Annotated in this window: 7 protein-coding genes; 1 reads left to right on the plus strand and 6 read right to left on the minus strand. The window is 39.8% G+C overall.

The genetic code is table 11. The features are described from left to right. Positions 1 to 120 precede the first annotated feature (120 nt). From MUN53_RS02190 to MUN53_RS02210, 5 genes are all read right to left on the minus strand, one after another. Positions 121 to 1,989: an FAD-dependent oxidoreductase gene (locus MUN53_RS02190; RefSeq protein WP_243323243.1), complete on the minus strand. Its 1,869-nt coding sequence runs from the start codon at positions 1,987 to 1,989 to the stop codon at positions 121 to 123. A gap of 12 nt (positions 1,990 to 2,001) precedes the next feature. After that, a complete protein-coding gene (locus tag MUN53_RS02195; RefSeq protein ID WP_243323244.1) occupies positions 2,002 to 3,075 on the minus strand; it encodes a glycoside hydrolase family protein in 1,074 nt (357 codons plus the stop codon). Positions 3,076 to 3,147: 72 nt separating this feature from the next. After that, positions 3,148 to 5,640, minus strand: a complete 2,493-nt coding sequence (locus MUN53_RS02200; RefSeq protein ID WP_243323246.1) for a hypothetical protein — start codon at positions 5,638 to 5,640, stop codon at positions 3,148 to 3,150. A 78-nt stretch (positions 5,641 to 5,718) separates the two neighbouring features. Beyond that, complete coding sequence (locus tag MUN53_RS02205) at positions 5,719 to 7,428, minus strand: RagB/SusD family nutrient uptake outer membrane protein (protein WP_243323248.1); 1,710 nt, start codon at positions 7,426 to 7,428, stop codon at positions 5,719 to 5,721. A gap of 12 nt (positions 7,429 to 7,440) precedes the next feature. Further along, on the minus strand, positions 7,441 to 10,821 hold the full coding sequence (locus tag MUN53_RS02210; RefSeq protein ID WP_394803026.1) for a TonB-dependent receptor: 3,381 nt from the start codon (positions 10,819 to 10,821) through the stop codon (positions 7,441 to 7,443). A gap of 598 nt (positions 10,822 to 11,419) precedes the next feature. Between MUN53_RS02210 and MUN53_RS02215 the strand changes: the two genes are divergently transcribed. After that, the gene (locus MUN53_RS02215; protein ID WP_243323251.1) at positions 11,420 to 13,741 is read left to right on the plus strand and encodes a beta-N-acetylhexosaminidase; all 2,322 of its coding nucleotides are present in this window, start codon (positions 11,420 to 11,422) and stop codon (positions 13,739 to 13,741) included. A 46-nt stretch (positions 13,742 to 13,787) separates the two neighbouring features. Here the strand turns inward: MUN53_RS02215 and MUN53_RS02220 are convergent, their stop codons facing one another. Next, complete coding sequence (locus MUN53_RS02220) at positions 13,788 to 14,786, minus strand: FecR family protein (RefSeq protein ID WP_243323252.1); 999 nt, start codon at positions 14,784 to 14,786, stop codon at positions 13,788 to 13,790. Between the last annotated feature and the right edge of the window lie 16 nt (positions 14,787 to 14,802).

Consider the following 14,802-nt stretch of genomic DNA (forward strand, 5'->3'; position numbering starts at 1 on the left):
ATAGAGATACAAAGGTAATAAATCTGTGCGAAGCATCTATCATATTTAGTAAATAAGCCTGTTATTCTCCGTTTGTTTACGGGGAGCAACAGGCTTATGCTATTGGAATGACTTGTTATATTACCGAACGACCGGCTTCTCTTTCAGTGTACCTCCTTCATTATATTGCTGGTTGTTGGGTAAACCTTTCTGTCCGACACCTTCTTTCATCAACTCTTTCAATTCCGGCAAGTGAGACTGATAGACACCACGCGGATTCACCTGGTATTTCTTACAGATGGAAGCAGCCATGCCGACTACTTCGCCCATCATTCCGGTTGTTCGCATGACACGTACCGTTCCCAAGGCGACATGTGTCACACTGATATTCCGGCCAGCCATGAACAAGTTATCAATGTTGCGTGAATACAGACAGCGATACGGAATCGGATACGGATAAATGTTGATATGTTTGGCAATCGACTTGAATTCCTGACCGGGGAAATTCTCAGTATTCTTCGGATCTGGATAATGCAAATCGATACTCCACGTAGAAGCCGCCGAACCGTCTTCGTGAACCACATGCTTCCGCAAGTCTTCTTCTTTCAGAATATAATCGCCCATCAACCGGCGTGATTCCCGTTTTCCGGAGATATAAGCCACCCATGCCAGCTTTCTATTCTTATAGACATCGTTTTCCTTCATCTCATTCTTGAGATAACTCCAGTTGGAATAAACCACCATCAATCCATAGTCTCGGATACGTTCGAAATCCTTGATCTGGTCGTAGTTCATACCCGTTTCCCAAGTCCATTCACCCATTGTTACCTTTTCACAATTCTTCTCATTGAAATCAACTCCATATTCAAATTGTGGAAAAGAAGAAGGCTTCTTTGTGTCTTCCGAATACCATTGCACGGAAGCACCCATTGTCATTTTATCCGCCTGTTCCGGAGCTGTACTTTCTCCGAATTCATCCCGACTTTCACGTCCCATCCGATAATCGGCACCAGCCAAGTAACCGATGGTTCCATCACCTGTACAATCAGAGAATAAAGGTGCTTCGAAACGTTTCTCTTCACCTGTCTCAATATGCTTAGCGATGACAGCTGTGATGCGATCTCCTTCTTTCTCTACAGCGATCGCACGATAATTGGTGAATAAGGAAACATTCTTTTCCTTCAACAACCAATCCATCTTCTTTTGATCCTCATAATAATCGGCTGGCTGAGCATTACCACCTCGAGTCGGGCCAAATTCTTTCTGTAAATTCCCTAATTCTTTATAAGGACCGGCTTCGATACGTCCACCCAAGTGAACGCGAATTTCCGAACTGTTGTTGCCTCCTATTACCGGACGGTCATTCAGTAAGGCTACCTTGCAACCTAAGCGGGCAGCTGAAACGGCGGCACTCATTCCGGCAATACCTGCACCTACGACTACCAAATCATATTCTCCGGCTAATGGAGCTTCTGCCGGAAGGTTCAACTTTTCCCGCCTAAACTTTTCCAAGGCTGCTACATCCGATGGAGGAACGGCTCCTTCTTCGGTTGTGAAGTAAATGGCATCACACCGCCCGTTGAAGCCTGTCAGGTCATGCAAACGCAGTTCCGTATTCACATCCTTGATCGTCACTTTCCCGGCTGCTTGCCACATCCAAGTATTCCCTTCGCACCCCAGTGGTGAAGCCAATTTCTTGTTACCGACATACAAGCTGAATTTTCCCGGTCCTTCTCCATCTTTCCAAGGCGAAGTCCAGTTATATGTCCGTACATATACATAATACGTTCCTTTTTCCGGGAAGGTCACTTCTGTTTGTGCGTCTTCTACCGGTTCACCCATTCCATGTGCCATCAGATAAGAAGACCCCATCAGGTCCATGAACTGTTGGTCAACTACCCAACCGCCTTTCTTAGCAAAACTTTCTGCCTCGATAAAGAGGTTGGCTGCAGGAAGAGAACTGAAACTAGCAAATAAAAATAAAATATTTGTAAATAGAATCTTTTTCATGATGTTACTCATTTATTTTAAAGGTATGTGAACATTATAGGTATTATCATAATTCTCAGAAGGAGAAACTGCAAGAAATAATGCTTTTGGAATTCCTTTATCTAAGAATAATTGAGGACGTTCTAAGTATGCAACAGTATCTGTTTCCCCTGATTCCCAATGTAAACATAAATCAGAGACAAAGAAATGTTTAGCAAGTTCCCAGTCTGTAGAATTTTCAGAAGTGAATAAAGCTAAGGAACGTCCTTTACCTGTAAAATCTCCTTTCATATCTTTGACAATAGCATAATAACTCCCATTTTGATACCATACAAAAGGATCTTCTGCTGGAAAATCTGATTCTTCTTTTGTAAATATGGGTTTGGGATTTTTAAGAAAAGGACCTATAGGAGAATCTGAAATAGCAGTCATATGTACAACTGGACCTCCAAAAGGAAGAGGATTCTTTTTAGCTACAGCTTTATATACCATTAAGTATTTACCATCAGGCATTTCTGCAATTGATGGATTATTGGTTGCTAAAGCGTCGAAGGCCGTAGAATCAGGTGATACATCTACAAGCGGACGATCAAAACGTTTCCACGGTCCATAAGGAGAGGATGAAACAGCAACTCCAATTCGTTGGCTATTTCTATGAGACCAATTCAATGAGTTTTTTATATTTATACCATCACCACAGTTTCCTGTATAGTATAGATAATAATTGTTATCAAACTTATGAATGGTTGGATTATGTGTTGTTGTTCCATCCCAAAAAGAGTTTCCTCTTGCAGGCAAAGCAATATCAGAAAAAGTATATGGTCCTAATAAACTATCAGAAACGGCATGAGCTATTTCTGAATGTGTGACCCAAGCCATAAATCCCAGTTCCTTTTTCCATCGAGAGTAAAATAAATGATATTTGTTATCATCTCCTTTGATAGGGGATGCTCCCCAAATATAATAAAGACTATCTTTTAATATAGCCTGTTGTGGGATCGGTTGCAGCATTGATGCAATATCTGGTTGGACCGGAATAGATTGATGAATTCCCTGCTTACATCCGATAAATCCTAACAATATTAATAAGATGATAACATGTTTCATATTAAATATTTTACAGAAAATAATTCCTTATATTCCTTTTGAAATCAACGGATACCAATAATACCCAATTTATTATCTATATTCCAACCATGTAGTTGCATTCGTATTCTTATTGGTTATAAAGCGAATCCATCTTGCTTCAAACGTTGCTGGAAAATCATATTTGACAGTTTCTTCTGGTTTAACGGAGAATTCTTTATATTCCATCCAATCTCCGTTTCCTGTTGGATCTACTTCAACTGTAAAAGTAACAGTCTCTTTAGAATCATGCTTTAATTGCATGCTCTTTTGATCATAGAAAGCAATTAAATAAGGATCGGATGGTGTTCCTGCTTTGACTGCAGACTCTTTCCAAGGACCTCCTTGACCAACAGGTTTACCTAAGCTCCATAAATCATCAATGACACCAGCCCATACAGCTGCCTTACCGTCATCCGAAACGATGATGTGTGGGTTATCTTTTCCTTCTTCAGGAGAGATACCTGTCATCAATAGCATACCTCGATAAGATGCGTAGTCGTTTATTTGATATTTGTGACTTGAGATAGGCCTTATTTTGGCATAACCATCGGCATTTTCTGCAGGTAATTCATAGAATGTTCCCATGCAACTGAATAGATCTCGTTCTGTTGCAACTTCTCGACAGATGCGTAGAAGACCTTTATTGGTCATGGATTTATAAACCTGATTGCCTAAAGGAATCCGCCAACGGCGATTTTGATCATCAATAATCAGTACAGACCCGTCATCGATTTCGATTACTTGTTGTGGAATGGCAAATTTAGAACGGATAAAATCTGCTGTTTGTGGATCTTCTTTCTTAACTAATTCTAAAGTTTCGCTCATTTCATAATAACCGGATTCTGTTACTTCTCCATTCTTCTCGGATGTAGCTAATAATCCTAAAGCTCTACGATTATTCCCTAGTCCATATAACAAACCTCCTAATTTCTCACTTTTATCGGCTGTACTTAAACCTGCAAATATGGGATTAGCAGTCGAGTTTCTGTTATCTTCTGTAGCATAAGAGAAAGAAACAGTGGTGATCGTATTCTGATCAACAGAAACGCGGATCCATTCGCCTTCCTCTTTGTCATTAAAGGAGACTAATGCAGATTTACCAGGTTGTACTGTAATGGATTGTAAGATATTCCAATTGTTAGTTCCATCTTTGTCTACCTCAAATGTATATTTGACAGGTAGTTTTCCTTCATTTTTTATCCATCCGTTTCTTTTGCTCCATCCGCTGAATAAGAAAGGTTCAGACGTTTCTCCTGCTTTAATAGATTCTTTAGCCCAAACTGCACCTTCAGCGGTTGCAGGTCCTAATTCGTCCGGTTTAGTTAGAGAAGTAAACCATAAATTGGAGTTTGATTGACCAGGACCTTCAATATTCCCTTTGGCTTTACGTTTGTTGAGAAACTCTTTTTGTGCAGAATCATCACAACCAAATACCAACTGATCTTGCCAGCGTGTAAAATCTCCAATGACTTTTAAGTATGCAGATCGAGGTCGAATACCTGCAGTGTTTTTTGTACAGAATGTTGCTGGGAATTTCCAAAACATACCATGCATAGTCATCAGATAATCAGGTTTAGAATCAGTTCCAATATTCCTGATTCGTGGCCATTCTGTATTCCAACCGTGTGCACCGTCATAGCTATGACTGGCTTTTGGCAGTCGATAAAAAGACCATCCGGTTTTGGCATCTCTGACTCCTAAGATAACAGACTTATAATCCCAACCGGTAGCCCAAATCGGATCTGTTTGCGGATTGGAATTTCCATAAATACCGCCAGGGCCTGTTATTTCGGTAAATTGATTTCTACGGACAACTTTCCAATCTTTTCCATTCCATTCAGCCAGACATCCAGCTTCGACATCAAATTTCTTCAATGCTTCTTGCGTTCCTTCTCCATTATTTGAAAAGATCATGACACCTTGTCCAGAATACAAACCTTTACCATGTACACCAGGTAATAAGGCATTGATCGGTCCTGCGTCAGTGTCGTTCTTTTTCTGTTGCTTTTTATTTCCATCCTGATATAATTCTTTTACTTCAAGAGAATGAACATCTACTTCATAAAATCCTTCTTCCATGGTCCCATAATAGATCTTGTTTTCAGGATCTGTTAAATGTCTGGCATTACCGGTATGCCGTCCAGACATTTTTTCATAAGGAATAACTCTTACATTCCCTTTCTGATCAATAGCGTACGGGCCAATGAATAACTGATTACTTTCTTGATGAATCATACGATTAGCCGGTGTACCTCCAATACTTTCTTTATAGACTGTTTGTTGATAATCTGATGATACAGAATATAATTTATCGGAAGATCCATTGGGCAAATGTGGACCGTACGTAATTACCCATAAACGATCGGCCCATGGTACGACAGCTCCTGTACCACATTCTCCTTCATTGTTATAATAAGCTAGTCTTGGATAAATACCTGAAATAGAATCTGGAACTGTTTTCTTTTGTTCTTGCGAAGAACAAGAAGAAAGTAGAGCAAAAAGCAATAATGTTCCTGGTAGTTTATAATTTAATATATTCTTCATATTATGCTAATTGTATTTTTTTTGAGGTCTAAATTAGAAATAACCTCAAAATTTTTGAGGTTATTTCTGATATAATATTTAGTATCCTTCGTTTTGTTTTAAATTTTCATTAATAAGAATTTCTTTAGTTGGTATAGGCCACAGATACTGTCTGTCATTCCATAATCGTTGGGATAGAACAGCTATTTGCCCTGCAGATTCCATTGCTGAAAAATCAGGAATACCATCTTCATCAATTTGCGGTGTACTTGGCCAGAACCATCCTCCTTGGCTGGTGACTTTTTCGATTAGTAGCGATGAAGGATACAATAAACCATAACTTTTATTTGTTAAAGCTTTTGAAGCCAAACGCCATCGAATTAAATCCATATATCTTAATCCTTCGTATGCTAATTCCATACGTCGTTCAGTCCTTAAAATTTTGCGGAGTTTATTTTGGTCTTTTTCTGTGACTGCAGGATATGAGTCCGTCGCAGAAATATCAACTCCATAAGCTCTAGCTCTTACTTGGTTAATTGCGTCCAAAACACTTTGATCAATTTCGTTTAATTCGATTTTAGCTTCAGCATACATAAGTAATACATCAGCATATCGAATAATTATTTTATCAGGATCGACATCCATACCATTAGCTAACCATGTTTCATCAATACCTTTTTTCCAGATTAACCCGTTAAAAGATGCATATTGAGCATTAGCTCTAGTATCATTGTTCTTTTGCATTTTCCCCGTATTAAAGTTCATAACTTCTAAGGCTTCAGGGTGAGGATTATATTCGTATCCTAAGTGCCTTGAACCAAAAGCTACAATTGTTGCGGTACAACGAGGGTCTCTGTTTTTGAATGGATCGTGAGAATCAAATAATGGTGATTCATCAATTGGAAGTCCGTCCGTACAAGTATACGCTGCTAATAAATCCCAAGATGGATCCATTGCAGCCCAACCTCCTGGATTTCTAGAGATGGCATTTAGGACTGTTCCATTACCTATAGTTATTTTATCCGCAACAGACCGAGGAATGGCAAAAATTGTTTCTTCTGTATTTCTAGTAGTAGATAAAAATAGTTCAGAATAATTAGGATATAAATTGTATATTCCTAATTCCATGCAGGCTTTTGCTGCCTCAGCTGCAATTTTCCAGTCACCCATATAAAGAGCAAATCTGGCTTTTAAAGCTAATGCAGCTCCCGAAGTTGCTCTCTGTGAACTTGAACCACTGTAAGATATTGGCAATCCTGCTGCTGCTTTATCAAAATCTTCATAAACAAGAGGTATGATTTCCTGTTTTGGAGTTCTTCCAATATTGAATGCCTCATCAATGTCTATTACTTCATCGACATAAACAACATCTCCAAAGTGTGAAATTAAACTGGCATAGCGAGAAGCTCTTAAAAAAAGAGCTTCAGCTGTATATTGATTAATCTTGGCTTCAGAAATACCTAATGAAGCAGCTTTTTCCATATTTGCTAAAATTGTATTAGCTCTTGCTATAGCTTTGTATTGATTAGACCATAAGTCGGTAACAGATCCATCTTGACCAGTTAAAGTTCCATTGACTATAGATGAATTTGTTTCTCTATAAACATAATCATCAGTCCATTCTTCTTTATCTAATGGCCAAAATTCATGTCTATATCCATCTTTTAAGGCCATTTCAATTTCAGTTTCGCTTGAATACCAATTTTCACTGGAACCTTGGGCCAAAGGATTTAGATCTAATTCATAACAACTTGTTAAAAAATAACTGCTAAGTCCGGTTAGTAGTAAACCTACAATATATTTTTTCATCTTATTCAAATTTTAGAAGTTAACAGATACACCAAATAATAAAGACGTTGTTATAGGATATGCTGAAGATCCCATTTCTGGGTCCCATCCTTTTGGAAACTTACTGATACAGAATAAATCGTTACCGGATACATAGATTCTAGCATGTTTAATACTTGCTTTTTCTGTTAGGCTCTTTGGTAAAGTATAACCGAATGTGAGATTCTTCAATCGGAAATAACGTCCGTTAAATAGCCAATAATCAGACATTGCATAATTCGAGCTTGCATTAGCATATGTTAATCTAGGATAAAATGCTTCGGCATTTTGAGCTTCTGTGTTTTTAGAACTCCAGTAATTTCCATCAATAATATTAGGAACGTTTCCAAAATTTTCTCGGAGAGGTTGTACCATAACCGTTGAGTACCGTACATTTTGACGACCTACTCCTTGAAAAGCCATAGATAAATCGAACCCTTTATAACCAACAGAAACATTTCCACCATAAGTAAATCTTGGTAAAGATCCTCCTAATAAGACTCGGTCATAATCAGGGGTAATTTTTCCATCAGGCTTTCCATCTGGTCCAGAAATATCTACATATTTAATATCTCCAATTTGTGCATTATTATTAATTTGCGGACCGGCTAAATCTTCTTCTGTTAAAATCAATCCATCACTTACATAACCATACCACTCGTTGAATTCGGATCCTTCCATTTTAACTTGATCTCCTAAAAATTGTGTACCACCTAAATCTCCCATTTTAGAGACGAAATCAGAGAAATTAACTGCTACACTATAACTCCAGTCATTAACTTGATCACTCCATCCCAAATCAAGTTCAAAACCATTTGTATACATATCTCCTGTGTTTTTTTGAGGATTATCAAAACCTACATAATCAGGAATTTCCAGTGCTAGCAACATATCTTTTGTTGTTTTCTTATAATAGTCAAACGCAAAACGCAATCTACTATCTAAGAATTGTGCATCAAGACCGATATCAAACGATTGAGTTTTTTCCCAAGAAATGTTTTCAATCGCATAGACTTGTTGTGCAGCTGATAATTGTGATAACCGTTGCCCGTTTTGATAGAATAAAACGTTACTGAACACAATTGCAGCTTGATATGGATAATAGTTCTGTTCTGTTGTGTTAGGTTTAAAGATTCGTTCGTTACCTAATGTTCCCCAAGAAGCTCTGAGTTTTAAATAAGATAACCAATCGTTTTCTTTTTCTTTTAGAAAGTTTTCTTCACTTATTACCCAACCAGCAGAGAAAGAAGGGAATGATCCCCATCTGTAATCTTTATGGAATCTGGAAGAACCATCATAACGGATGTTTCCTTGTAATAAGTAACGGTTATCATAATTGTACATGACTCTTCCAAACCATGATTGGTAAGCAACTTCTTGAGCATTACCACTATTGTCTCTCATAGACAGAGGACCTAAATCTAGATAAGGATAACTATCGAGTTCGTATTGATCTCGAGATGCCATCAGGTTTTCCCAAAAAGCATAATAAGTTTCATAACCAGCCATAACATTAAGGTTATGTTTTCCAAAGGATTTTATATAATTGGCAATTCCTTGGATTGTAACATTGTAGCTATCGTTTCTGTTCTCTGTTAATTTAGTGGAGGTTTGTCCTTCTAAATATCCTCCAATTGTATTTGGATCACTAGCTATTGTATATGGTACAGCTTTGTTAAATGTCTTTGATTTATCAAAGTTGTATACAGGTGCAATAACCCCTGAGATTTTTAATCCATCGATAGGAGTAAGATCTAATGAGGCCTTACCTCCAATTTGGTTGTACCATTCATTCTTTTCACCTCCTGCAATCATTCTACCGTATGGGTTTGCTCCAGATTTTCCTTCTGCAATTCGTCCGTCATCCCACATTGCTGCATAAACTGGAGGAGTAATACGCATTCTATCAAATGGATCAAATGTTGGTCTGTGTGATTTAGAACGCTTAAAATTAAAGTCGAGAGTTGCTCCTAAATATTTATTGATTTTAAAGTCGTTATTAACACGAAGCATAAAGCGTTCGTAATATCTGTCTGCATATAATCCATCTATTTTATCATATGTAAATGACGCTTTTGTGCGGACAGCTTTACTGCCACCTGCTATGTTAATAGCATGTTTTTGTCTAGGTGCAGAGCTCTTTAAAATTAAGTCTTGCCAGTCTGTATTGGGATAATTATTAGGGTCTGTTGCGCTATTTTTTAACCAATTGTTAATTTGATCTTCCGAATAAGTCTGATACCATCCTCCTGCTGGATTATCATTGTAACGTAATTCGTTGGTTATTTCCATATATCGCTGAAGACCTGCGTATTCTGGCTGCTTTGTAGGTATTTCCCAACCATATTCAAAATTATATCCTAACGATAAGTCATTTTCTTTGGCTCGTTTGGTTGTAATTAGAATAACTCCAGCTGCAGCTCGTGAACCATAAATTGAGGCAGATGCGGCGTCTTTTAGAACTGACATGTTTTCAACATCGTCTGGATTTACCTGATTAATATCTCCAGGTACTCCGTCAATTATAACCAAAGGACTTGTGTCTCCGATAGTTGTTACACCACGGACTTTAATACTACCTGCAGTTGCACCAGGAGCATTATTATCACGAGTTACTGTAACTCCAGAAACAGCACCTTGTAAAGCCGTTGACAATTGAGTTGTTTTCCTAGCTGCTAAATTATCTCCTTTAATAGCACCAACAGCTCCTGTTAAGTCTTTTTTTCTAGCAACACCATATCCCACTACAACTAATTCATCCAAGGCTTCGGAGTCATCTTTCATAATAATAGATAAAGAGCTTTGATTGCCTACCTTAATTTCATGGTTCGAATAACCTACATAGGAAACTTCCAAAGTTGCTCCCTCTGGTACTTCCAAAGAGAATTTACCGTCCATGTCTGTGATAGTTCCGTTGGTGGTCCCTTTGACAAGGACATTCGCTCCGATTACGGCTTCTCCATTGGGATCAACTACAGTACCGGTGATGATTTTCTTCTGTTGATTGGCTAATGCTGTTGTGCTTTCGGCTGCTTTGAACAGATAGATTTTCCCGTCTTTGATTTCATAGCCGATGGCTGTGTTGCCGAACATGGCATTTAATACCTCTCTTACTTCGGTATTGATGAAGTTGAGGGAGACTTTGCGATTCAGGTCAACTACTTGTGCGCTGTAAGCCAGGCTAAGTCCGGTTTGATCTGAAATGCTGTTTAATACAGTTTTGACTTTCGCGTTGCTGACAGTTACGGAAACTTGCTGGGCATCTGCGTTGGCTGCAAATGCTGAAAGCGAAAGCATTAACGATAATGCTGTTAGTTTCATGGATCTAGGTATTTTATTCGTTAATAATAAATAACTTCCATTTGATGAAGTCATGTGTTTTTCTTCCATATCTTTGTACTGATTAATGATGTGTTGAAAACTATGTTTTTGAAATCTTTAATTGTAGCCGGAGAGGGTAGGAGCTTTTCGGCTATTTCTTTTAATATCTTCTGATTTATCCACTCATGTGCTTGTATTTTTAAAAGGTTAAACATTTAAAATTATCTCTTTTTTCTTAATAGACACATAACTTATGGATAAGGATGAGCTAAATTAGATTTTTTTTTGAAAAAACTCGTTTTTTTCTTCTGTCGTTATGAAAATGGGTGGTTGACTTCGTAAGATAGCTCTTGTTTCTTCGTATTCTTTTATATTTTTGACAGATGTGGTAAAGCTTTATCATAGTTGTGCTAAAGCTTTTTGACAAATATAGTAAAGCTTTTCGACAGTTGTCAAAAAATTAAAAGATAGTAGCTTTTGGACTATTAGCCCGAGAGATCAGGTTTCTGTCTTTAATTGTATGTCGATGGGGCGTCCGTGAGTTTTGTGTGTCGGTAATTGGATTCTCGGAGGAATCTGATTACTTTTGTCTAATAGACTAGTCTGATGGTTAAGTCGGTGGTCGGTGAAACATACATAAAATAATATACGAATGAAAAAAACGTTATGGGCAAGATGGTTTGTGACCGTCTTATTAGTAGGAGGTCTGACGGCCTGTTCCCCCAAAGAAGTTCAGGTAGGTAGTTGGCAGGTAATACCGTTGCCACAGGAAATAACGGAGGTGAAAGACGCAGCTCCGTTTGTGATTAATTCTTCGACTGTGATCTGTTATCCGGAAGGAAATGAGAAGCTGGAGAAGACGGCTCATTTTCTGGCTTCTTATATACGGGAAGTGACGGGGACAACGGTGCGTGTGACGACGAAACAGGCTGAAAACAGTATTTCTCTTCAGGTGGATCCTGCTGTTTCTTCGACAAAAGACGGGTATGAATTACAGGTTTCGTCAGATGGTATAACGGTGAAAGGTACGACCGAAGCCGGTGTTTTTTACGGTATCCAGACGATTTACAAGGCGCTCCCAATTACGGATGGAAAGGCGTTGGGAGCTGTTCCGGCAGGAACGGTTAAGGATTATCCGCGTTTTGACTACCGAGGATTTATGGTGGATGTAGGACGCCACTTTTTCTCGGTAGATTATCTGAAGGAAATCATTGATATGCTGGCTATACACCATATCAATTACTTTCATTGGCACCTGACGGAAGACCAGGGTTGGCGTATTGAGATCAAGAAATACCCGAAACTGACGGAGATTGGTTCGCATCGGAAGGAAACGATCACGGCACCGGGTTCCGACAAATACGACGGTGTTCCGGTGAGTGGATATTATACGCAGGAAGAAGCTCGGGAGATTGTACAATATGCTGCCGATCGTTTTATTACGGTAATACCGGAGATCGATATGCCGGGACACATGTTGGCGGCTTTGGCTTCCTATCCGGAGTTGGGTTGCACGGGAGGTCCGTATGAAACGGCTACGAAGTTTGGTGTCTTTGATGAAGTATTGTGTGGCGGTAATGAGGCGACTTTGCAATTTGCCAAAGATGTGATCAATGAAATTATGGATATCTTCCCATCTCCTTATATTCATATCGGAGGAGATGAGTGTCCGAAGGTGGAATGGAAGAAATGCCCGAAATGCCAGGCAAAGATTAAGGAACTGGGATTGAAGGATACACCGGAACATTCGAAAGAGAATCAGCTTCAGGCTTATTTCATGGGCGAAGTGGAAAAAGAGATCATCAAACGGGGACGGAAGATGCTGGCTTGGGATGAAATTCTGGATGGAGATCCGGCCAGAAGTACGACTGTGATGGCATGGACTGGTGTGAAGGCCAGCATTCGCTCGGCACAATCCGGTTTTCAGACAATCGTTTGTCCGATCAGTCATTTGTATTTCAGCAATCCGGGCTATAACCGCCTGACAGGAGTTACCAGTGTGGCACGGGTGTATAACTTTGAACCGGTCAATGAAGCCCTTACTGCTGAAGAGAAAGACCGTATCATCGGCGTGCAAGGTTGTATCTGGACGGAATGGACGAAAGACAGTACGAAGATGGAATGGCAGATGATGCCTCGTATTGCAGCCTTGAGCGAGTTGCAATGGAGTCGTCCGGAAAAAGACTTGGATGGATTCTTGAAGCGGCTTCGTCATCAGTTGGATCTGTATACGTTGAATGGGTATCATTATAAAGAAGACATCGAAGAGGTGACGATGGATATCAATCCGGCAGGCGATGCCGGTAAAGCGCTTGTAACGCTCTCGACTTTTGATAACGCTCCGGTTTATTATACAACGGATGGAACAGAACCGACTGAAGCGTCTTCGCGTTATCAGGAACCGTTTACGATAGATAGTCAGACGCCAACCGTGAAAGCCAAGGCTATCCGCAACGGTCGGGAAAGTCAAGTGGTGGAAGAATCGTTGGAATACAACTTAGCTACCATGCGCCCGGTTCATTTGAACTCGAAGCCGGACGATGCTTATGGTTATAAAGGATCTTCGCTTTTGGTGGACGGACTGAAGGGCGACGGGAATTATCGTTCGGGCCGTTATATCGGTATTTATGGAAAAGATCTGGATGTAACCGTTGATTTGGAAGACGAGAAAGAGATTTCTTCGGTATCGGTCAGCTCTTGTCTGGTGCCGGGTGATTACATCTTCGGTCTGACAGGTTTGGAAGTTCATGTCTCTTCTGATGGAAAAACGTATCGGAAAATAGCTTCGAAGTCTATTCCTGAATTGGAAAAAGGAAGTAAGAATAATGTAACGAGATTGGATGAACTCAGTTTCGATCAGACAAAAGCCCGTTTTGTCCGCATTGTCGGGAAATGTACGCCTGTCTTGCCATCATGGCATCCGGGAGCCGGACACAAGACCTACCTGTTTATCGATGAGGTAGGTGTTTACTAATACGTTTGTTTGCGGTTATAAGAAGTAGTTGGTTGTATGCAGCCAACTACTTTTTTACGTTTACGCAGATTGTATCACCTTGTGACAGGAATCGGACCGGAGAAATCTTTTCCAGTTCCCGCAAAGTAGTCAGGATATTTGTCTGACGGGTTTTGATCGTGTAGGTATAGTTCAATGCTTTCTTGTCTTCTATACGGAATGTCACATCATAAATTCGGGACAAAGTCTGGATGGCATCTTTCATCGGTGTCTGTTCGAAGATGATCTGGTCGGTTGTCCAGGCCGAACTCTCTGCAATGTTTTGCGGACGTACAATCTTACACAAGCGGGAAGTACGGTCATAGATCGCTTTTTCTCCGGGACTCAGTTCGAAGGTCTGGAAGTCTCCCGACGACAATTCTACCCGTCCGTGATTAAGAGCGACCGAAATATCCTGATCTTCCGTATAAGCTTTCACATTAAATTCAGTACCCAGCACTTTTACTTTCATCCGGTCGAGAACAACCGTAAAAGGACGGTTCTTATTGGATGCTACTTCAAACAAGCCTTCTCCGTCCAATTCTACTTCCCGATCCTTATAGGTGAATTTCTTGGGGAAACGGATCCGGCTGTTTGCATTCAGGTAAACACTACTGCCGTCTTGGAAGATAACCCGCATCTTTTCCCCTCTCGGTACGACAATCTCTTCCATTTCGTGCGAAGCCAATAAATCAATCTGGTTATTGACATTGACGAACAAGCCTATAAATAAGGTAATAGGTATTAATATGGCCGCAGCGCGGAATATCCAACGGCGTATGGTTTGCCGGCGCAGTTGCTGGTTAATGCGCTGATACATGACGGCCGAAGGAATTTCATGATCAACCCATTCCTGTTCTTCCCCTAAATGGATTTGCCGTTCGTCTTTATCCATCCGTTCGGAAAGCCATTTCATACCTTCTTCTGTCTTGAACCAGCCAACGACCCATTTCGCTTCTTCTGCCGTGGCTTCGTTATCGAGCACTTTCTCGATGGTTGATATATCCGGTGTTTTCATTGTAATCATCTTCTTTTATTAATAG

The organism is Parabacteroides faecalis (genome assembly GCF_022809355.1).
GTDB classification, from domain to species: Bacteria; Bacteroidota; Bacteroidia; order Bacteroidales; family Tannerellaceae; genus Parabacteroides; species Parabacteroides faecalis.